General features: G+C 67.4%; 13 protein-coding genes and 1 pseudogene. 6 read left to right on the top strand and 8 right to left on the bottom strand.

Translation table 11 applies throughout. The annotated features are described in order from the left end of the window. Positions 1-143: 143 nt before the first annotated feature. Complete coding sequence (dxs, locus tag AC1RIF_RS06295; RefSeq protein WP_492600789.1) at positions 144-2,081, top strand: 1-deoxy-D-xylulose-5-phosphate synthase; 1,938 nt, start codon at positions 144-146, stop codon at positions 2,079-2,081. A 40-nt stretch (positions 2,082-2,121) separates the two neighbouring features. On the opposite strand, the gene AC1RIF_RS06290 is transcribed toward dxs, so the two are convergent. After that, complete coding sequence (locus AC1RIF_RS06290) at positions 2,122-3,717, bottom strand: oleate hydratase (RefSeq protein ID WP_492600506.1); 1,596 nt, start codon at positions 3,715-3,717, stop codon at positions 2,122-2,124. Positions 3,718-4,005: 288 nt separating this feature from the next. Here AC1RIF_RS06290 and AC1RIF_RS06285 point away from each other — a divergent pair, with 288 nt between their 5' ends. Next, positions 4,006-4,800, top strand: coding sequence for a pentapeptide repeat-containing protein (locus AC1RIF_RS06285; RefSeq protein ID WP_492600505.1), 795 nt, complete (start codon positions 4,006-4,008; stop codon positions 4,798-4,800). Between the two features lie 3 nt (positions 4,801-4,803). Here AC1RIF_RS06285 and AC1RIF_RS06280 read toward each other — a convergent pair whose 3' ends face one another. Together AC1RIF_RS06280 and AC1RIF_RS06275 are read right to left on the bottom strand one after the other, a co-directional pair. After that, positions 4,804-6,240: a sugar porter family MFS transporter gene (locus AC1RIF_RS06280; RefSeq protein ID WP_492600504.1), complete on the bottom strand. Its 1,437-nt coding sequence runs from the start codon at positions 6,238-6,240 to the stop codon at positions 4,804-4,806. A 136-nt stretch (positions 6,241-6,376) separates the two neighbouring features. Continuing rightward, on the bottom strand, positions 6,377-7,762 hold the full coding sequence (locus AC1RIF_RS06275) for a sulfatase-like hydrolase/transferase (protein ID WP_492600503.1): 1,386 nt from the start codon (positions 7,760-7,762) through the stop codon (positions 6,377-6,379). A gap of 616 nt (positions 7,763-8,378) precedes the next feature. Here AC1RIF_RS06275 and AC1RIF_RS06270 point away from each other — a divergent pair. Both AC1RIF_RS06270 and AC1RIF_RS06265 read left to right on the top strand, forming a co-directional pair. Further along, positions 8,379-9,662 carry a hypothetical protein gene (locus AC1RIF_RS06270; protein WP_492600502.1) on the top strand — a complete coding sequence of 428 codons (1,284 nt, stop codon included), beginning with the start codon at positions 8,379-8,381 and terminating at the stop codon, positions 9,660-9,662. Further along, positions 9,662-11,083 (top strand): lipase family protein, encoded by a 1,422-nt coding sequence (locus AC1RIF_RS06265; RefSeq protein WP_492600501.1) that lies wholly within the window; start codon positions 9,662-9,664, stop codon positions 11,081-11,083. The genes AC1RIF_RS06270 and AC1RIF_RS06265 overlap by 1 nt, the downstream gene beginning before the upstream one ends. A gap of 245 nt (positions 11,084-11,328) precedes the next feature. On the opposite strand, the gene AC1RIF_RS06260 is transcribed toward AC1RIF_RS06265, so the two are convergent. Then, positions 11,329-12,345, bottom strand: a complete 1,017-nt coding sequence (locus AC1RIF_RS06260) for an iron-siderophore ABC transporter substrate-binding protein (RefSeq protein ID WP_492600500.1) — start codon at positions 12,343-12,345, stop codon at positions 11,329-11,331. Positions 12,346-12,575: 230 nt separating this feature from the next. Between AC1RIF_RS06260 and AC1RIF_RS06255 the strand changes: the two are divergent. Further along, positions 12,576-14,771: pseudogene (locus AC1RIF_RS06255) on the top strand (MMPL family transporter); the annotation flags it as partial. A 90-nt stretch (positions 14,772-14,861) separates the two neighbouring features. On the opposite strand, the gene AC1RIF_RS06250 reads toward AC1RIF_RS06255, so the two are convergent. The 3 genes from AC1RIF_RS06250 to AC1RIF_RS06240 form a co-directional block, all read right to left on the bottom strand. Further along, a complete protein-coding gene (locus AC1RIF_RS06250; RefSeq protein ID WP_492600499.1) occupies positions 14,862-17,000 on the bottom strand; it encodes a 3-hydroxyacyl-CoA dehydrogenase NAD-binding domain-containing protein in 2,139 nt (712 codons plus the stop codon). Next, positions 17,001-18,227, bottom strand: a complete 1,227-nt coding sequence (locus AC1RIF_RS06245) for a thiolase family protein (RefSeq protein WP_492600498.1) — start codon at positions 18,225-18,227, stop codon at positions 17,001-17,003. Positions 18,228-18,347: 120 nt separating this feature from the next. Continuing rightward, positions 18,348-19,580 (bottom strand): HRDC domain-containing protein, encoded by a 1,233-nt coding sequence (locus AC1RIF_RS06240; RefSeq protein WP_492600497.1) that lies wholly within the window; start codon positions 19,578-19,580, stop codon positions 18,348-18,350. Between the two features lie 265 nt (positions 19,581-19,845). Here AC1RIF_RS06240 and AC1RIF_RS06235 point away from each other — a divergent pair, with 265 nt between their 5' ends. Next, complete coding sequence (locus AC1RIF_RS06235) at positions 19,846-20,697, top strand: alpha/beta fold hydrolase (protein WP_492600496.1); 852 nt, start codon at positions 19,846-19,848, stop codon at positions 20,695-20,697. Here the strand turns inward: AC1RIF_RS06235 and AC1RIF_RS06230 are convergent. Next, positions 20,642-22,069, bottom strand: coding sequence for a WS/DGAT/MGAT family O-acyltransferase (locus AC1RIF_RS06230; protein WP_492600495.1), 1,428 nt, complete (start codon positions 22,067-22,069; stop codon positions 20,642-20,644). The genes AC1RIF_RS06235 and AC1RIF_RS06230 overlap by 56 nt on opposite strands. Between the last annotated feature and the right edge of the window lie 81 nt (positions 22,070-22,150).

Raw genomic sequence — 22,150 nt, 5'->3', positions numbered from 1 at the left:
GATGAGCGAACAGTCCGGGATGTGTATTCGAGCACGCGCGGCGCGGTCGGATCCGATGCCGAGCGGCTCCGTGTTCGGCAGCTCCGTAGACTTGTCGGGCTGTCGAGTGACAGCCCGTGAACCTGCTGGAGGGAGCGATCTCGTTGGGTGTGCTTGCCCGTATCCAGACGCCTGACGACCTGCGTCGGCTCGATCCGGAGGAGATGAAGGAGCTCGCTGCGGAGATCCGCGAGTTCCTGGTGCAGAAGGTGTCCGCCACCGGTGGTCATCTCGGCCCCAACCTCGGTGTCGTCGAATTGACGCTGGCGCTGCACCGGGTGTTCGATTCGCCCGCCGACCCGATCGTCTTCGACACAGGCCATCAGGCCTACGTCCACAAGATCCTCACCGGCCGCAAGGACGAGTTCGATTCGCTGCGCAAGCAGGGTGGTCTGTCGGGTTACCCGTCGCGCGCCGAGAGCGAGCACGACTGGGTCGAGTCGTCCCACGCGTCGGCCGCGTTGTCCTACGCGGACGGTCTCGCGAAGGCGTTCGAGCTGTCCGGGCAGCACCGCCACGTCGTCGCCGTGGTCGGAGACGGCGCGCTCACCGGCGGCATGTGCTGGGAGGCACTCAACAACATCGCGGCCGGCCGGGACCGCTCGGTCGTGATCGTCGTCAACGACAACGGCCGCTCCTACGCCCCGACCATCGGCGGGCTCGCCGACCACCTCGCTGCACTGCGCCTGCAGCCGGGCTACGAGCGGATCCTCGACAACGGCCGCCGCATGGTGAAGAAGATGCCGTGGGTGGGTCGCGCCGCATACCAGTTGCTGCACGGGATGAAGGCCGGACTCAAGGACGCCGTGAGCCCGCAGGTGATGTTCACCGACCTCGGGATCAAGTACCTGGGTCCGGTGGACGGGCACGACGAGGTCGCGATGGAGTCGGCGTTGCGGCGGGCCAAGGCTTTCGGTGGCCCGGTGCTGGTGCATGCCGTCACCCGGAAGGGCATGGGCTATGCGCCCGCCGAGAACCACGTCGCCGACCAGATGCACGCCACCGGCGTGATCGACCCGCTCACCGGTCGTTCCCGCGGAACCTCCGCCCCCGACTGGACGTCGGTGTTCTCGGCGGAACTCATCGCGCAGGCCGAGCAGCGCGACGACGTCGTCGCGATCACCGCCGCGATGCCGGGACCCACCGGGCTGGCCGCGTTCGGTGAGCGCTTCCCGGAACGGATGTTCGACGTCGGCATCGCCGAGCAGCACGCGGTCACCTCGGCCGCCGGTCTGGCGCTCGGCGGGATGCACCCCGTCGTCGCGATCTACTCGACGTTCCTCAACCGCGCGTTCGACCAGCTGCTGATGGATGTCGCGCTGCTGAAGCAGCCCGTCACGATCGTGCTGGACCGTTCGGGCATCACCGGTGTGGACGGCGCGAGTCACAACGGAATGTGGGACCTGTCGCTGCTGGGCATCGTCCCGGGCATCCGGGTCGCCGCGCCCCGAGACGCCGCGACACTGCGCGAGGAACTGCAGGAGGCCCTCGCGGTGGACGACGGCCCGACGGTGATCCGGTTCCCGAAGGGCGCCGTCGGCGACGATGTTCCCGCGGTGCGCCGACTCGACGGTGTCGTGGACGTGCTCCAGATGCCGGAGAGCGATCGTGGTGACGTCCTGCTCGTGGCGGTGGGCTCGTTCGCGGGAGTCGCGTTGGAGGCCGCCGAGCGGCTCGCCCAGCACGGCATCACCGCGGCGGTCATCGACCCGCGATGGGTGCTGCCGGTTCCGGAGTCGCTGGTCAAGCTCGCAGAGAACTTCCGGATGGTCGTCACCATCGAGGACAACGGCCTGCACGGTGGCATCGGTGCCACCGTGTCGGCGGCGCTGCGCGCGGCCGGCGTCGACGTGCCGTGCCGGGACCTGGGTGTGCCGCAGCAGTTCCTCGATCATGCGTCGCGCGACCAGATCCACAGTGAGCTCGGTCTGACCGCGCAGGACGTCACCCGCCAGGTCACCGGCTGGGTCGTGGGGCTCGACCGCGCGAAGACCGACGGTGAGCTCGCGGTGGGACTCGACAAGAAGGCGCTGGACAAGTAGGGGCTCGACGAGTCGGATCCGGCTGTCGGACAGATCCGTACTACCGGAACGCCGCCTCGAGTGCCTTGATGCCGACCTTCGGGTCGAGTAGTCCGTGGTAGATCGGGGGGATCGGCTTGTCGACGTCGAACAGTGTGTAGACGGCATGCATCGCGCCGTGCACCGAGTACTCGACGGTGAACACGACGTCCTCGGGCAGGGAAGTGAACTGCCCGAGGAACGCGAAGTTCTCGGAGCCGTCGGGGACAACCTTCGGGCGGTCCTCCGGCACCCGCCGACTGAACAGGGCCGACGCGTACGGCATCATCACCGTCGTCACGTCGGTGGTGGCGAGCACCTCGTCGAGCATGTCCTCGAAGCCGTACTGGTGGATCAGTTCGGTGAGAATCTCCTTGCCGGTCGCCTGCGACATCTTCTTCCTGACGTAGTCGCCCTCGTTGTCGATGTCGAACCCGTACCCCCACAGCGTGTAGATGTCCGCGGGCTGCTGCGGGAAGTGGGGCTGGTACGCGATGACGGTGGACAGGTGCCAGCCCGACTCGAACCACGTGCTCAGCGCGCCGGTCCCGGGCTCGTTGCCGGTGTACTCGGTGATGCGCCGCAGCAGTGCGTCACCGCGCATCGTGAGGGTGAACGACTCCCACTTGTTCTCGTCGATGTTGCCGTAGAAGGTGTTGGGCCGGCCGAAGTCCGGCGCCTTCCTCGCGATCTCCTCCCACAGCGACCAGCCGTGGTCGACGCGGTCGCGGATCAGCGGCGGGACGTCGTCGTTGCCGCCGTAGCTCGAGTCGGCGGTGATCGAACCGAGCGTGACGAACGCGTAGTCGTTCTCGCCGAGGTCGATCGTCGATCTGCCGTCCGCGTTCTCGACGTGCAGGCGGGTCACCCGCCGTGGCTGACCGGCCTGGGCGAAGTCGGCGTCGACGACGCGATTACCGAAGCGGACGTCGACGTTGCGCGCCCACATCCACCGCTGCAGCGGTACCACCATGGAGTCGTACTGGTTGTAGACGGTGCGCTGAACACCGGACAGGGTGTGGATGCGTGGAAACTCCTGGACGAATCGCAGGAAGTAGCGGCGCAACTCGGCCGCCGAGTGCCACTTCTGGAACGCGAAGGTGGTCCGCCACATCTGCCAGAAGTTGGTGGTGAAGAAGCGGTCGCCGAACATCTCGTCGATCCGGCGGGCGCCGAGCGCCCGCTCCGGCAGCCCCAGCAGTCGCATCATCTCGAGGCGGTCGCGATTGTCGAGGCCGAGCTTCGACGCGTCGATGATGTGGTGCCGCGCGTCGATCAGTCGAGCCTTGTCGTCGGTCTCGACCTTCGCGTTGAAGTCGAGGATCTCCTGTCGGACGCTGATGTCGGGATTCTCCAGCGACGGAACCGACTCGAACAGATTCCACGTGCACTGGTAGGCCTCCTCCTCGAACATCCGTCCGCCGCGGGTGACCCAGCCGTCGGTGACGGCGGGGGAGCGCGCACCGTCGAGCGAACCACCCTCGACGTCGAGTTCCTCGAGGATGTGAACATTCTCGCCGGGCACACCGGCGTCCCGGATCGCGAAGGCGGCGACCGCCATTCCGGCGATGCCGCCGCCGACGATCCAGAGGTGGGCCCGCTTCGGGTCGACTGCCATGGGGGCCTCCCGCCTCGGAGCGGCACTCCCGACACCACGCATCCCTTCGACGCCGGGTGCCGCGGGGAGCGGCGTCGCGAGGACCCACGCCAAGTGTTCGCCTCCGGTCGGGTGTCGTCAACCGGACGGTATCCGTCGATCTCGGAACCGTCCGTGAATGGCCTTGCAGATCAAAGCGTTTGGGTGGGGCCCCGGTTCCGGGCGACAATGGTGGTGCCCGGGGAGTCCCGGGGTGGATCGCGCGGAAATTGACGGATACGTCGGAAGGACTCGATTCGGGTGCCGGAAATGACTGAGCTGGCCGCAGATTGCGGGCAGTGCTTCGGGCTGTGCTGCGTCGCGTTGCCGTTCGCGAGGTCGGCGGACTTCGCCGTCGACAAGGACGGCGGGAGGCCGTGCCGCAACCTCCTCGACGACTTCCGGTGCGGCATCCATACCGAGTTGCGGACGTCGGGGTTCGCCGGTTGCACCGTGTACGACTGCTTCGGCGCCGGGCAGAAGGTGTCGCAGGGAACGTTCGGCGGGCGCAGCTGGCGGGACGTCCCGGACACCGCGCGATCGATGTTCGACGTGTTCCCGGTGCAGCGGCAGTTGCACGAGTTGTTGTGGTACTTGGAGGAGTCGCTGCGGATCCGGGCCGCGGCGTCGCTGCGGGCGGAGCTGACGGCGCTGCGGGACGAGACGGTGACGCTGACCGACAGCGCGCCGCACGTGCTCGTGGGCATGGACGTCGCCGCTCACCGCGACAAGGTCAACGCCGTGCTCCTGCAGGTCAGCGAGCGGTTCCGTGCCGGTGCGCCCGGTCGTCCCCGCAATCATCGTGGTGCGGATCTGATGGGTGCGAAGCTTGCCCGCAAGGATCTGCGTGGGGCGAATCTGCGTGGCGCCTGGCTGATCGGTGCGGATCTGCGGAACGCGGACCTGCGGATGGCCGACCTGATCGGCGCCGACCTGCGGGGTGCGGACGTGCGGGGCGCCGATCTGTCCGAAGCGTTGTTCCTCACCCGGTTCCAGATCGGTGCCGCGCGGGGCGACGCGCACACGAAGCTCCCGACGGCGCTGGCACGACCCGATCACTGGTAGCGCTCAGCCGGCCTGCTCGAGGGTGCGGCCGCGGGTCTCGGTCACGAACTTGGCGACCACGATGATCGAGAGCAGCGACATCACCGCATAGCCGCCGTACGTGAGCGACAGGTTCCAGTCCGCGAGGGACGGGAACGTCGCCGACACCAGGAAGTTGGCGACCCAGTTGGCGGCCGTCGCGATGCCGACGGCCGCCGCGCGGACCCGGTTGGGGAACAGTTCGCTGATGAGCACCCACACCACCGGACCCCACGAGAGGGCGAAGAAGAACACGAACGCGTTGGCGGCGATCAGCGCGACGGTGCCGTTGGCGCCGGTCAGGGTGGCCACCGATTCGCCGATCTCGTTCGTCGTGACCATTGCCGAATGGAAACAGACCGCGGCGGTCGCGAGGGAGACGGCCATCCCGACCGAGCCGACCAGGAGCAACGGCCTGCGCCCGATGCGGTCGATCACCGCGATCGCGACGAACGTGCCGACGATGTTGACCAGCGCGCTGACGACACTGATGAGTAGCGAGCGGTCCTCGCCGAAGCCGACGGCCTGCCACAGCGTGCTCGAGTAGTAGAAGATCACGTTGATCCCGACGAACTGCTGCAGTGCGGCCAACGCGATGCCGACCCACACGAGCGGGGCGACTCCGGTGGTCTTCGAGAACAGCGCCCGCACGCCCACCCGGGCCCGCTCGGCGCCGAGGGACTGCCGGATCTCCTCGATCCGGCGTGTGACGGCATCCTCGTCGCCACCCTCGAGTTCGCTGATGATCGTGCGGGCAGTGTCCTCGCGGCCGCAGCGCACCAGGTGCCGGGGTGACTCGGGGATCGTGAAGGTCATCACGAGGTAGAGCAGCGCCGGCACGGCCTCGATCGCGAGCATCCACTGCCACGCCTCGACGCCCAGTAGTTCGCCGCGCCCCCCGCCGGCCGCCGACGACAGCGCAAAGTTCACGAGTTGGGAGATCGCGATGCCGAGCACGATCGCCAACTGGTACATCGAGCCGAGGCGGCCGCGGATCGCTGCGGGCGCGATCTCCGCGATGTAGGCCGGTGCGATCACCGACGCGAAACCGACTGCGACGCCGCCCAGTACACGCCACAGCGTGAGATCGACTATGCCGAACGGGAACGCCGAGCCGAGCGCGCCGATGACGAACAGCACCGCCGCGATCCGCATCACCCGGATGCGGCCGAGCCTGTCGGCGATACTGCCGGCGACCCAGGCGCCCAGCGCGGCGCCGAGTAGTGTCAGCGATACCGACAGGCCGGTGGCGCCGGCGCCGATGTCGTACCGATCCCGGATGGAGCCGACCGCACCGTTGATCACTGCAGTGTCGTAGCCGAACAGGAAACCGCCGAGTGCGGCGGCGGCGGAGAACATCACGGCCAGCCCGACCGATGCCCGGGCCGGAGCGGGCCGATCGCCGGAGTCCGTGTCGGTCATTCGTGCGTCCTCCCGTCCGAACGACATCTGCAGCCCGGACGCTACGCCGAATTCACGTGGTTCGGTGGGAACGTCGCCCGCGCACCAGCGCTGAGTACCGCGGTGTCGGTCGCAAGACTGTGCGCCATTGCGGGATTCAGCGATGCTGGGGCAGGTAATCGATCGGAGCGCCGGGGGGAATGGGTGCTTCGCGGGCAATGCTGGCCTTGTAGTCGCCGAGGATGCGCCCCGCGTGGACGGCGACCCAGCTGTGAAGGTGGCGATAGTTGAAGGGTTCGCGTTCCTGCGGGTCGGTGATCAGATTGACGATGTGCGGCGCGGCGAGTGTGCCCACCGGGTCGGTGGAGAACTTCTGGGTCTTCATCACAACCTTGAAGTCCTGCCATTTCACCCCGTAGAGCTCGGCACCCATCCAGTACGGGTAGCCGTCGCGAGCGGATGTCTCCTGCCAACCGGTGAGCCAGGGCAGCTGATCGATGCCGTCGATCACACGATCGGACGGAACATTCGCGCCGGCTGCCGACAAGAGCGTCGTGAACCAGTCGGTGACGTGCATGATGTCGTTCGAAACGCGATCCGGCCCGATGCGGCCGGGCCACCTGACAATGCACGGTGTTCGGAGATTTCCTTCTCCTCCGGCGAAGTACGACCCCTCCCAGTATCCAGGCGAGCCACGCCAGGGCAGCATCTCTTCGGGCCCGTTGTCGCCGGCGAAGACGACCATGGTGTCGTCGCCGATTCCCAGTTCGTCGAGGAGGTCGAGCACTGTCCCGAAATCTGAGTCGAGCTCGAGCAAGCTGTCCGCCCATTCGCCCTTGCCCGACTTGCCGGCGAACTCGCGCCGGGGGAGAACGGGCATGTGCATCATCGAGTGGTTGAAGTACAGGAAGAACGGTCTCGCGTCGGTGACGGACTTCCGGATGAACGCGTCGGCTCGCGTGAGGTAGTCGAGATCGACGTCGCGGCGCACATCCAGCGTCATCTGTTCGCCTTCTGTGACGTCGTCATCGCCGGCCGCGATGGTGACCATCCGGCTGACCGGGTCGCGGGTGGGGTCGTACCAAGGATCATCGGGCCACAGAGCTTCATCGTAGGTGCGCGGTGGCCCGCTCCACTCGAGGAAGCCGTGGTCGGTCGGCCAACGACCGGGCCCTTCCCCGACATGCCACTTGCCGTAGACCGCACATCGATACCCGGCCTCCGACAACTGGTCTCCCAATGTCCGTTCCCATGCCACCAACCCCCAGCCGTCCTCGACGCCGATCGGAACCGAATGGGTGCCCGAACGAACCGCGTATCGCCCGGTGAGCAGTGCGGAGCGGGTGGGCGTGCACTGAGCTTCCGGGGCATAGTTCGTCAGCCGAATGCCCTGTTCGGCGAAGGCGTCGATCCGACGAGTCCAGGCACCCCGGAACGGGCCGCCGCTGTAGCAGCTGATCTCCCCGCAGCCGAGGTTGTCGACGTGGAAGTACACGATGTTGGGCGGGTTCGAAGCCCCGGTGTCGTCGCTGCCGACCGCCATTGGTTCCTCCCGATCATGGTTGCCGAATCTCCGGCGTCGCCCGAGTGATCGAAGTGGACGGTCGAAGTGTCGGCTGTCGAATCCGCAGCATCGCGCCGCTGTGCCTGCACCGCATCACCCATCCCAGGTGAATCGAGGCCGCCGACGGTATTCCAGTGGATTATCGAACGAACAATCAATTGGTGAACAGCCCCGGGGAATGCGCGAGCAGGCGGCTGCCGGCCGATTCGGTGGATCACACTCGGGGCGCAAATCCGGTGGCCATCCGTATGGCTGGCCGGGGATCGAAAATTGCGCTCGCAACCGTTCACCGTCCGTCGTCGTTCGCGCGTCGTTCGCGCCGCATGGATCTGCGATGACGTCACGAGATGCTGTTCTGTTCTCGCCCCGCCGTCGACGGTCGTTTCTGGTTCGGTTGTTCCGGTGCGGCGATCGAGAATTACGGTTAATGCGAAATCGAACGCTAATTTGTCTCTATTGTCGCGATTCGGTGGTGGGAGTGCGGGAATATCGACGATTTCTGACGATTTCCAGCGATTCGAAACGGCCGGTAAGTATTGTCCTCCTGGATCGAGCGTGTCGGGGTGGCCATTTCAGGCGAGCCATGGGGAGCGACATGAATGCTGGATTCGAGCATCGTCGGGCTGTGCGTGCATCCGTCACGCGTGTGGTCGCGGCGTTGGCTGCGACGACCGTGGCGATCGGGGGTGCCGTGTCGGCACCTGCGATCGCGTCCGAGACGACGTCCGACCACTATCTCAATCTGCCGATGAGCAACCGGGACGCGGCGCACGGCCCCGGCGGGGTCAATCCGGCGCTGCCCACCGACAGCGCCACGCTCACCCGACTTCTGGGCGACGCCCGTGCGAGCGGTGCGGCACCACAGGAGTATCAGGCATTGCTCTTCCAGTACTGGCTGGTGGAGGCCACCGACACCGCGGGGATCGACCTGGCCGCGTGGGATCCGCGTGCGGGGGTGGCGGTGAACCGGGACAACCTGATCAAGTCGTACCGCCTCTACGAGGACCTGCAATTGGCGCATCGTGAACTGCAGTGGGCGGGCATGGGCGGCATGGTCGGCGCCGACTTCGGCGGCGGGCTGATCGACTTCGAACTCATGACGAACGCCTACGACCTCCCGCCGATTCAACAGTCCGCCCGGGCCGTGGTCGCGACCGCCACCGACGTCGCCGGCCCGGACATCGTCGACTCGCTCCCGGACGGACTGCGGGCGCTGGCCGAGGCCGGAAGCGAAATCACCAGCGAGGACCTGCATTTCATCCTCGGAATGATCATGGTGATGCAGAAGAACATCTTCTCCGACCTGATGCCCATGCACCGCGCCTATGTCACCGGTGGGCTCCCCGCCCTCGAGGAGATGCAACGCGCCGGGCTGTTCGGTGACGACATCATGACCGCGTGGCGCGATGTCGCGTCGCAGGACCCGGACCGGATCGCGCGCGGCAACGGTGCACTGTTGCAGCGCGAGCAGGGCTTGATCATCCGGGAACAGTGGGACACCGTTCGCAACTACAAGGACACCGTCGGTCAGGCGATCACCTACCTGTCCACCGTGGCGGGGTCACCGTCGGTTGCCGGGGTGCTGCCGCCCCGCTCGTTCCGCCCCATCGAAGTGAGCTCGCGCCTGCCCGATGGGCGCACAGCGACCCTGACGAGTCCACTGCCGGCGTGGAACTGGTCCGTCTACGACGAACGATGGGACTACATCACCACTCAGCTCCTCCCGAAGTACAAGGACATGGTCGAGAACAACTGGCCGCAGCTCGAATCCGAGTTGCGTGTGCCCTACGAGACGCAACTCGAAACGCATCGACCGCTGCTCAACATTCCCCAGATCATGCAGGCCGCCCTGCAGAACACGGAAGTGACGGTGTCGTGATGACAGTCGACGAGATTCGTGGCAGCAGGCTCTCCGCAGCCACACGATTCCTGTCCTGCGCAGCGGTGGCCACCGCAGCGATGATGGTCGTTCCTGTCGCCGCGTCCGCCGAATCATCGGCTGGGTCGTCGTCGGAATCGTCGGGCGGGTCGTCATCGGAGCAGGGCCCGTCCCCGGTGCGGACACCGAGCCTGAGCGAGGTGTTCAACGGGTTCGTCGTCGGAGCGCTCGACGCCGGGACGTCCGCGTCCCGGGCCGAGTCGTTCAGGGCGCTGACGGCGCGCGACCCGTTCTACGACGAACCCCCACTGACCGGGGCGGAGCGCCCGGGCACCGTGCTGAAGATCAAGCCGGTCGACGTGATGTTCCTCGGTTACAAGCCGGGCAAGATCGACGCCTACAAGATGATGTACGTGACGACCGGCCTCGACGGGGCCACGCCCGAGGTCAGCACCGGCATCGTGATGATCCCCGTCGACGGCACGCCCGCAGCGGCGAAGAAGGTGATCAGCTACCAGCAGGCCAACGACAGTGTCGGCGCCTACTGCCACCCGAGCACCCAGTGGACGGGCGGGAACCCACTCGACGGCTCCGCGTGGTCTGCACTGGGACCGCTGGCACTGCTGTTCGGCAAAGGTTACGCGGTGGTCATCTCCGACGTCGGCAACGACGGCGACCCCGACCCGCACGCTGTCTTCGCCGGAAGATTCGCCGGTCACGCCCAACTCGACGCGGTGCGCGCCGCCGTGTCAGCCCCGAGCACGGGACTGAGCGCACTTGCCCCGATCTCGCTGTTCGGCATCGCTGGAGGAGGTGTCGGCGCCGGGTTCGCGGCCGAAGCGCAGGCGCAGTACGCCCCCGAGTTGAACATCCGGTCCACGGTCCTCGAGGGCATGGTGGTGAACCAGAGGAACTTCATGCGCACCGCCGACGGTTCCATCGGTTCCGGCTTCGCCTTCGCGACGCTGCTCGGTCTGGAACCGAAGTATCCCGAGATGCGGATCGACGAGAAGCTGAACCCCGTCGGGAAGGCGCTGGCCCGCGCGTATCGAACGCAGTGTCAGACCCCCGCGTACTTCACGGCGCCGTTCGTCCCACTCGAGACGCTGTTCGTCGGTGGGCAGAGCCCGGCCGACATCCCCGCGTTCCAACACGTCTACGACGACAATCTCCTCGGCACACAGGCCCCGAAGTCGAAGGTCCTCGTCACGTCGTGCGCGAAGGACGACTCGCCGATGTCACTTGTCCCGGCGAAGGATTCGCGGGATCTCGTGGATCGGTACCGGGCCGGTGGAACCGATGTGACGTACGCGCCGAGCGACTGCAGCATGGTGCGTATGCTCACGGACCTCTACGGATGGGGCACCGACCTGTTCGGAATGCAGACCGTCGACTGGATCGAACGGAGCTTCGCCGAATGAACCACACGCGCCGCGCGACGGGGAGGAGGTGACCGCGATGGTCGACGCCATGTTCACCGGAAGCAGCTACATGTTCTCCCTGGGACCCGTTGCCTTCCTCGAAGCCTTCGGACGCGTCTTCGCGTCCTGACCGGTGGCCGACGAGCCCGGCCCCGAAGCGAGAGGAGCGGGCCCCCCCCCCGGTGCACACCCCCCCCCCCCCCCCCCCCCGCTCCTCTCGGAACGACGCGACGCTGACGAGGTCGTCACGCAACCCGCTTCGCGGCCTCCGACAGCTGCGGGGCGATCCGGTCGATCACCCACGGTGTCGCGAGGACGCCGGTGCGGCTGAGGCCGGCGATCACCTGTGTGTCGGACAGGGGCACGGCGCTGCCGCGCTGGACGGCTCCGAGCGAGTTGTAGGTGGGGTTCTTCGCGGTCTCGCCCTCGTCCGGCACGAACACGATCACGACGTCGGCGTCGACCTCGGTGATGCGTTCGGCGGAGATGCTCGCGAAGAAGCTGTCCGGATCGGTCTCAGCCGCGAGCTTCTCGACACCCGGGGAGTTCACGAACCCGAGCTGGGTGAGGACCTGCACGCGGGGGTCGGTCGGCTTGTAGACGTTGACCTGACCGTTGGTGGTGTCGAGGTTGATCACCGACAGGGTCTTGCCGGCGAACTCGGGGTGCTCGGCGGCGGTGTCGGCGAGCATCGTGTTCATGCCGTCGATAAGCTTCGTCGCCTCGTCGGACTTGCCCATTGCCTCACCGATCAGCGTGGTCTGGTCCTGCCACGTCGTCTGCCACGCCTTGCCGGGATAAGCGACCGTCGGTGCGAGGGACGACAGTTGGCCGTAGGTGGCCTCGTCGAAGCCTTCGTACGGTGCCATGATCGCGTCGGGAGCCAGGGCGGCGATCGCCTCGATGGGTGTGGAGGTCGCCGCGTCGAGCAGGGTGGTCGCGCTGGGGTCGAACTTGTCCGACAGCCATGGCATGACGCCGTTCTCGTCGGCGCCGTAGGAGTTCTTCGGCATACCGACGGGGGTTCCGCCGAGCGCGTAGACGACATCCTCGGCATTCCAGCCGAGCGTGACGATCCGCTCGGGGTTCGACTCGATCGTGGTCTCGCCGAACGTGTTCGCGATCGTGACGGGGTAGGCGCCGTCGGAGGTCGCGGCGGTGGAATCACTGTCGGTCGACGACGAGCACGACGCGAGCAGCGCCGTCGCGCTCAGCGCGGCGACGGCCGTCGCAACCTTGCGGCGGGTGGTGAGAGCGAGCACCGGGGAACTCCTTCGGGGTCGACGAGAGTGGAGGAGGTGAGCCTAACCTGTGCATAGGTGGTGGTGCGGTGGGGTCCGGTCGGCCCGGCCGGGGCGATCGCGTCGCGGACGAAGTCGATCATGAACGTGCGTGTCGGCCCGTACTGTGAAGGCCCGTGCTTCACGGCGGCTGGTCCCAGCCGCCGCCGTCCACTATCCGCGCTGCTCGTCGGGGGCTGAGGAGTCCATACGTGTTTGCTCGCTGGGGGGATCTGGTCTACCGCGCCCGTTTCACTGTCATCGCGGTGATGGTGGCCGGACTGTTGGCGCTGGGCGCCTACGGTTCCGGTCTCGGTGCGCACCTCAGTCAGAGTGGTCTGGACGATCCCGGCTCCGAGTCCGTCGCCGCGGCGAAGCTCGCGGACGGGACGTTCGGCCGGGATGCCACGGGTGATGTCGTCGCGATGTACACCGCTCCCGATGGGACGACGGTGGACGATCCGGCCTTCAGCGCGCAGGTCACCGACAGTTTGCAGCGACTGCTGCAGGACCATCCGAACCAGGTCGCGAAGATCAACGGCAGCTACTTTCCTGTGCCGAACACGCCGCGGCTGCCGGCTTTTGCGACGGCGGACCGCGTGCATGCGATCGCGAGTATCGCGCTGAAGGGCGACAACGACACCGCGATCACCAACAACTTCCGCGAGATCCGGGACTCGTTCGCCATCGACGGCGTCGAGGTCCAACTCGCCGGCATGCAGCCGGTCGCGAGCGCGATCAACGACACCATCGCCAACGACATCAAACGCATGGAGATCCTCGCGATCCCGGCGGTCGCGGTGTTGTTGTTCTTCGTGTTCGGCGGCGTGGTCGCGGCGGCGCTGCCACTGATCGTCGGCGGCCTGACGATCATCGGCGCCACCGGCATCGTGCGGGTGATCACGCACTTCACCGAGGTCAACGCGTTTGTCGCATCGGTCGTGTCGTTGATCGGTCTGGGTCTGGCGATCGACTACGGCCTGTTCATCGTCAGCCGGTTCCGTGAGGAACTCGGCGACGGCCGCAACACCCGAGACGCCGTGCGCCGCACCGTCATGACGGCGGGCCGGACCGTCATCTTCTCGGCGACGATGATCATCGCGAGTCTCGGTGGCCTGCTGCTGTTCCCGCAGGGCTTCCTGAAGTCGATGGCCTACGGCGCGATCGCGACGGTGCTGTTGGCGGCGTTCACCTCGGTCACGGTGCTGCCGGCGATCCTGAGCATCCTGGGCCGGCGGATCGACAAGTTCGGTCTCGAACGGTTCGGCCAGATCAAATCGACCGAGGAGATCGAGTCCAGCATCTGGGGCCGTCTCACGCGCTGGGTGATGCGCAATCCGCTCAAGGTCACGATCCCCATCGTGGTCGGTCTGCTGCTGCTCATGGTGCCGCTGACCGGCATCAAGTTCGGCGGCATCAACGAGGAGTACCTGCCGACCGACAATCCGACGCGGATCGCGCAGGAGCAGTTCGACGAACTGTTCCCCGGCAACCGCACCGAACCGGTGAAACTGGTGATCACCGGCGCCGAAGGCGCGGAAGTCGGCCAGATCCTCAAGACCGCGAGCGGCGCGCCCGGCCTGGTCGAGAAGTTCTCGATCACCGGACCGGCGAAGGACGGTGTCCAGGTCCTCAAGGCCGGCCTGGTCGACCGCAACGACTCCGCCCCCACGATCGATTTCCTGCGTGCGATGGACGTGCCGGACGGTGTGCAGGTGTTGGTGGGGGGCACCCCGGCGATCGAGCAGGACAGCATCAGCGCGTTGCTGGACAACCTGCCGCTGATGGTGGCGACCGTGCTGCTCCTGACGACGGTGCTGATGTTCCTGGCATTCGGGTCGCTCGTGCTGCCCATCAAGGCGGTGCTGATGAGCGCGCTCGGTCTCGGCGCGACCCTCGGCATCCTCACCTGGATCTTCGTCGACGGCCACGGTTCGGGTGTGCTGGGCTTCACACCCGGCCCGATCACGTCGCCGATGCTGGTGCTGATCGTCGCGATCGTCTACGGCCTGTCCATCGACTACGAGGTGTTCCTGCTCTCCCGCATGGTCGAGGCCAGATCGCAGGGCGCGAGCACCACCGAAGCGATCCGCATCGGCACCGCCCACACCGGCCGGATCATCACCGCGGCCGCGCTGATCCTCATCGTCGTCACCGGCGCGTTCGGCTTCTCCGAACTGGTGATGATGAAGTACATCGCCTACGGCATGATCTCCGCGCTCGTCATCGATGCGACGCTGATCCGCATGTTCCTGGTGCCGGCAGTGATGAAGATGCTCGGCGACGACTGCTGGTGGGCACCGGCGTGGATGAAGCGCATCCAGGAGAGGATCGGGCTCGGCGAGCCGATCCTGGACGACGAATTGTGCGGAAGTGACGTGCCGGACCTCGAGACCACCGATGCCGTGACCGCCGATGTCGCTGCGACCGAGGCGGATTCATCCGACGAGGAGCGCGCCCCCAGTGCCGGGGACGCGCTCCTCTCGTGACGGATCGGGTCAGACGCTCGCGACGCCCTTGGCCAGGAACGGCTTGCCGTTCACGGCCTCCGACGTGCCGGTGCGGTCCAGGTACGGCGTGATGCCACCGTTCCAGAAACCGAAGCCGCCGCCCAGGATCAGGCACAGATCGATGTCCTCGGGAGCGGCGACGACGCCCTCCTCGAGCATGATCCGGATCTCCTCGGCGAACGCCCGGCGGGTGCGCTCGAGCACCTCCTGCGACGTGGACGGCTTGTCACCCTGCTGCCACAGCGCCGCGACCTCGGGGTCGACGACCTGGCCCTTGTCGGTCCAGGACCACACACCGGGCTTGCGGGCCTCGACGATGGCCTCGAGCCCGGGGGACGGCTTGAAGCGCTCCGGGTAGGCAGCGTTGAGGGTCTCGCCGGTGTGCAGCGCGATGGCCGGGCCGACGAGCGCGAGCAGCGTGAACGGCGTCATCGGCATGCCGAGTTCGGCGATCGCGTTGTCGGCGACGTCGAACGGGGTGCCCTCGTCGACCGCGTTCATGACCTCGCCGAGCGCGCGGATGAGTAGGCGGTTGAACACGAAGCCCGGCAGGTCGGCGGATCCGACAGCCGACTTCCGGAGCCCCTTCGCGGTGGCGAATGCCGTTGCGAGGGTCGCATCGTCGGTCTTCTCACCCTTGATGACCTCGAGCAGCGGCAGCACCGCGACGGGGTTGAAGAAGTGGAAGCCGACTACCCGCTCGGGATGCTTCAGGTCGGCCGCCATCTCGGTGATCGACAGCGACGAGGTGTTGGTCGCGAGGACCGTCTCGGGGGAGATGTGCTCCTCGAGCTCGGCGAACACCTTCTTCTTGACATCCATGTTCTCGAAGACGGCCTCGATGACGAAGTCGGTCTTCGCGAACGCGGCCTTGTCGAGCGAGCCGGTCACGAGCGCCTTGAGACGGTTCGCGCCGTCCGGGGACAGCCGGCCCTTGGCGACCAGCTTGTCGATCTCGCCGTGGACGTAGCCGACACCCTTGTCGATGCGCTCCTGGTCGATGTCGGTGAGGATCACCGGGACCTTGAGCTGCTTGACGAACAGCATCGCCAACTGGCTCGCCATCAGGCCGGCGCCGACGATGCCGACACCGGTGACCTTGCGCGCCAACGACTTGTCGGGTGCGCCGGCGGGACGCTTGGCCCGCTTGTTCACCAGGTCGAACGCGTACAGCCCGGCGCGCAGCTCGTCGGTCATGAGCAGATCGGCGAGCGCGTTGTCCTCGGCCGCGAACCCGGCGTCGAGGGACTTCGAGTCGGTGAGGTCGGTGGTGCGGGCCAGCTCGAGCAGCTCGACCGTGCGCACCGCCCCCGGGGCGTTGTTCTTGGTCTTGCCCTCGACGATCGCCTTGGCGCGGGCGATTGCCTCGTCCCAGCCGGCGCCGCGATCGATCTCGGGACGCGCGGGCGTGATGTCACCGGCGAGAACCTGTGCGGCCCACGCGAGGGACTGTTCGATGAAGTCGGCGGACCCGAGCACGGCGTCGGCGATGCCGAGCTCGAGGGCCTTCTTCGAGTTGATGACCTTGCCGTTGTTGAGCGGGTTCTCGATCGCGACGGTGACGGCGTTCGACGGTCCGATCAGGTTGGGCAGCAGCTGCGTTCCGCCCCAGCCGGGAACCAGGCCCAGCATCGCCTCGGGCAGGCCGAGCGCGCCGACGTTGTCGGCGAAGGTGCGGTAGTGGCAGTGCAGACCCACCTCGAGGCCGCCGCCGAGCGCGACACCGTTCACGAACGCGAACGTCGGAACGGACGATTCGCGCAGGCGCCGGAACACGCGGTGGCCCAGCTGCCCGAGCTCGACGCCCTGCTCGCGGGTCGTGATGCTCGGGACACCCTTGAGGTCGGCGCCGGCCGCGAAGATGAACGGTTTACCGGTGACTGCGATCGCGGCCGGGTTGGCGGCGAAGGCCTGGTCGAGCGCCTGGTCGAACGCCAGCAGACCGGCCGGGCCGAACGAGTTCGGCTTGGTGTGGTCGAAGCCGTTGTCGAGCGTGATCAGCGCGACGGGACCCTCGATACCGGGCACCGAGATCAACTTCGTGAAGGCGTTCGTCACGACCTCGTCGGCGAATACTGCGCCGATGTTCCCCGTCGCTTCGCTCGCCCCGTTAGCAATGTCGGTCATTTACTTGGCTCCCGCTTCGTGTGCTGCGTAGTCCTTGTGATTCGGGTTCTCCCAGATGACGGTTCCGCCCATGCCGAGGCCGATGCACATCGTGGTCAGGCCGTAGCGGACGTCGGGGTTCTGCGCGAACTGACGCGACAGCTGCGTCATCAGGCGGACACCGGACGAGGCGAGCGGGTGGCCGCACGCGATGGCGCCGCCCCACTGGTTGACCCGCGGGTCGTCGTCGGCGATACCGAAGTGCTCGAGGAACGCGAGCACCTGCACCGCGAACGCCTCGTTGATCTCGAAGAGACCGATGTCCTCGATCTTCATGCCGGTGCGGGCGAGCAACTTCTCGGTCGCCGGGACCGGGCCGATGCCCATCACGGCGGGGTCGACGCCCTGGAAGGCGAAGCCGACCATGCGCATGCCGACGGGCAGGCCCAGCTCGTGGGCGGTGTCCTCGCCGGCGAGGATCGCGGCGGTGGCGCCGTCGTTGAGGCCTGCGGCGTTACCGGCGGTGATCCGGCCGGCCGGGCGGAACGGGGTCTTGAGCTTGGCGAGATCCTCGAGCGTGGTGCCGGGGCGGGGCGGCTCGTCCTCGGTGGCCAGGCCCCAGCCCGCGGCCGAACGGGTGGCGACCGGCACCAGGGTGTCGGCGATGAAGCCGGCCTTCTTGGCGGCCTCGTATTTGTTCTGCGACGCGACGGCGTAGGCGTCGGTGCGCTCCTTGGTGATGCTCGGGAACCGATCGTGCAGGTTCTCGGCGGTGTTGCCCATCACCAGTGCGCTCGGGTCGACCAGGCGGTCGGCGAGGAAGCGCGGGTTGGGGTCGGCGCCCTCGCCCATCGGGTGGCGGCCCATGTGCTCGACACCGCCGGCGATCACGACGTCGTACTGGCCGAAGCCGATGCCCGACGCGGTGGTGGTGACAGCGGTCATCGCGCCGGCACACATGCGGTCGATCGCGAAGCCGGGGACGGTCTCGGGCAGGCCCGCGAGGATCGCGGACGTGCGGCCGATGGTCAGGCCCTGGTCGCCGGTCTGGGTGGTCGCGGCGATCGCGACCTCGTCGATCCGCGCGGGATCGAGCGCAGGGTTGCGGCGCAGCAGCTCGCGGATGGCCTTGACGACCAGGTCGTCGGCGCGGGTCTCGGCATAGATGCCCTTCGGCCCGGCCTTGCCGAACGGCGTGCGGATGCCGTCGACGAAGACGACGTTTCTCTGGGTAGCGGATGCAGCCACGCTGGATTCCTCCTGGCGGGAGTGGAGCGGTCACGGCGAGTCGAAGACCCGACACGCACCACTGTAGCGCTAATTACCCGCCGGTAACATACGGGGCGTAGTTGACCCCGTCTGCGCAGTTCAGCGCTGTGCCCGCACCGCTTCCGCGAGGATCGGTACGGTCAGTTCCCGCTGCCACGGGCGCGCGCCACCCACCGCGAGAGCTGCGTCGATCGCGCCGGACGGATCCGAGTCGTCGCCCGGCGGTTCCCAGCAGATTCGACGCACCAGATCCGGGCTCAGCAGGTTCTCGACGGGCACCTTCACGCGCTCGCTCAGTTCGGTGATGCCGGCCTTGGCGGCGTTGAGGCGTTCCGCCGCCTCGGGGTCGCGCTTGGCCCAGCGGCTGGGCGGCGGCGGACCGGTGAACGGCTGATTGATCGGGGGCAGTTCCGTCTGCGGCAGCGCGCGGGCGCGCTCGAGAGCGGACAGCCACAGTCGGGACGACCGACGCTGCCGCGGTCCGCCGAAGACGGGCAGGGCACGGAGTGTCTCGATGCTCTTGGGATCGGCGCTCGCTGCGGCGACGATCGCCGAGTCCGGCAGGATCCGACTGGGTGAGATGTCCCGCTTGCGGGCCACCTCGTCGCGTGCGGTCCACAACTCGCGGACGGCGGCGAGCTGGCGGGGGCTCTTGAGGCTGTGGATCTGCGACGTCCGCCGCCACCGTTCGGGCTTGGGCTGCGGTGGTCCGGCCAGCCGGACGTGCTCGAACTCCTGCCTCGCCCATTCCGTCTTGTCCTGGGACGCCAGCTCTTTCGCCATCGCATCCTGGAGTTCGAGCAGCACCTCGACGTCGAGGGCCGCGTAGTTGAGCCATGCGTCGGGGAGCGGCCGCGACGACCAGTCGGCCGCTCCGTGACCCTTGCGGAGTTCGAGCCCGAGCGTGCGTTCGACGATCGCGGCCAGGCCCACGCGTTCGAAGCCGGCGAGTCGTCCGGCCAGTTCGGTGTCGAACAGTGCGGCCGGCTCGAGGCCGAGTTCGGCGAGGCACGGCAGGTCCTGGTCGGCGGAGTGCAGCACCCACTCGAGGTCGTTGATCGCGTCACGAAGTGGCGCCAGGTCCTCGGCGGTCGGAATCGGATCGAGCAGGAAGGTGCCGGCGCCCGCGCGCCGCAACTGCACCAGGTATGCGCGAGACGAGTAGCGGAATCCGGACGCGCGCTCCGCGTCGACGGCGAGCGGGCCGGTGCCCGCGGCGATGCGCTCGGCGGCGTCGCGGACGCCGTCGGCCGTCTCGATCACCGGCGGCACCCCGTCTGCCGGAACCAGTAGTGGCACGGGTGTGGGGGTGGGCTCGGTGGTATCTGGCATAGGGGGCAACTCTACGTGGCGAGGGCGCGATTCCACGTCGAGATCCGCGCGTCGCGCGGCAATTCCGGCAAAAAGTTGAACATGTGACCAATACCACTTCGATCGGCGGCTGCGGCTGGTCCGCGCACCGGCCGGCCCGTCGGTGTCCCCGGGCGGAATGCCGGAATCGGTCGCGGGCGGTGGGGGCATGAGGTAGAACGAGTTCCAGTTTTGTCCGCACGGCCTCTCCCGGCGGATCGAGGACCCCTGATCGGAAGGCAGATCGATGCTCAACCTTGCGGCCGCCGTCGCTCCCGTCGGCGAGGTGCCGGCCGGTTCCATGGTCGAGTTGCCCGGCCGGGGCAGCACCTACGTCATCGATACGGGTGCGACCCCGGGCAACAGCGGCAGGCCGACGCTGGTGTTGCTGCACGCGCTCGCCTGCACCGGCACGTTGACGTGGTACCCCGCCATCGCCAAGCTCGCGGCGAAGTCGCGGGTGGTGGTCCTCGATCAGCGTTGGCACGGTCGCGGTATCCGCTCGGAGCGGTTCACGCTGGAGGACTGCGCCGACGACGTCGTCGCGCTCGCAGACGCACTGGGGATCGACCGCGTCGTGCCGGTCGGGTACTCGATGGGGTCGCTGGTCTCGCAGCTCACGTGGAAGCGACACCGCGACCGGGTGGCCGGTCTGGTGCTGTGCGCGGGCGCGGCGCACTTCAAGCGGAACTCGCGTGAGCGGGTGGCGCTCGAATCGCTCAGTGTGGGGCTCGGCGCGCTCAAGCCGCGTCCCGGTCCGGTCCCGGTCGGCGGGCCGCGGTTCGGCGGGGACCGTGTCTGGGCGTACTCCCAGTTCCGGGAGACCAGCTACGGCGCGATCGGCCGGGCCACCGCCGAGATCGGCAAGTTCGATTCGACGGCGTGGGTCGGTGACATCGACGTGCCCACCGCCGTCGTGGTGCCCACCAGAGACCTGATCATTCCGCCGCGGCGCCAGCGCTGGCTCGCTCGCCAGATCGCCGGCGCCGCCACGTACGAGGTGGATTGCGGTCACTCGTCGTGCGTCATGAACGCCGGGCCGTTCACCGAGGGACTGCTGGCTGCTTCTTCTTCCGTGCTTGCGCGCGTGCGGCCTTGACGAGTTCGGCCAGCGCTGCCGGGAAGGCGTCCGCCAGATCCCACAGGTGCGGCGCGAGTTCCTTGCAGGACACGAGCCCCACGTCCAGTCGGCCTTCGAGTGACATCACCGTCACATTGAGGCCGGCGCCGTGGAAGACCGGTCCGAGCGGGTACATCTGCTTGATGCGTGCGCCCAGGAAGTACAGCGGCATCGGCGGGCCGGGGACGTTCGAGACCACGAGGTTGTGCACCACGGGGTGACGCTCTGCCAGCTTCAGCTTGGAGTACACCCGCATCGCGCTGCCGAACGTGGCCGGCGCCGCGAACTGCGCCCAGTCCTGCAGCAGGGTCGCGCCCAGCGCCTCGTTGTGGTGGTTCTTGTTGATCGCGTTGTGTTCGGCGATGAAGTGCAGCCGCTCGACCGGATCGGCGATGTCCGTCCCGAGCTGGGTGAACATGACCGAGATCTGGTTGGTGCCCGGACGGTCGGATTTGTCGTGGACGGAGACCGGCACCGTCGCGACCAGTGAGCTGTCGGGGAGTTCGTGGCGGTCCTCGAGATACTTGCGCAGCGCGCCGGCGCACATCGTGAGCACGACGTCGTTGACCTTGACGCCGAAGGCGTTCTTGACGAGCTTGACGTCGTCGAGGCTCAGTTCCGTGTACGCGATGGTCCGGCGACCGGTGATCGCACCGTTGAACGAAGTGCGCGGCGCGGTGAACGGTGTCGGCATCGCCTCACCCTTGCGGGCCCGCCCGATCCAGTTCGGCAGCAGCGACACGCTGTCCGGGAGCAGCTTCACCATCTTCAGCGGTCGCGTGGCGAACGACAGCAGGCCGTTGACCGCGATGTCCAGCGAGCTCGCGCGCCCGGCGCCCTCGGGGAGCTGATCGAACTCGGGTCGCGGGGCGTCGGGTTCGAGGCCGCACAGCTGCGACATCAGGTTGGAGCCGGTGACGCCGTCGACGTTGGCGTGGTGCATCTTCGACATCACGGCCACCGAGCCGTCCTCGAGGCCCTCGATGACGAACATCTCCCATAGCGGGCGGGTGCGGTCCATGGGTTGGCTGGCGATCGAGCTGCACATTTCCGACAGTTCGTCGCGGCCGCCCGGCGCGGGCACCGCGATCCGGTGGAAGTGGCGGTCGATGTCGAAATCGGTGTCGTCGACCCACACGGGGTGGTCCAGATTGAAGCGGCTGTCCTTGAGGCGACGCTTGAAGCTCGGCATCGATTTGACGCGAACCGCCAACTCGTCACGCAGCTTTGCGAAAGAATAGCCACCGGGGATGGTGGACCCGTCGAGAATGATGAGGCCGCACACGTGCAGCATCTGGGTCGGGGTTTCGAGATAGAGGAAGCTGGCATCCAATCCACTGAGTCTCTCCATGCAGATAACGGTAGAACCTGTTCCAGTTTGCCGTGGGCGATGTGACAAACGTCATGGTTAAATAGGTTTATGAGTATTGGT

The organism is Prescottella sp. GW823-FHT02E09 (assembly GCF_058797375.1).
This window is presented reverse-complemented; position numbering and strand designations above follow the sequence as displayed.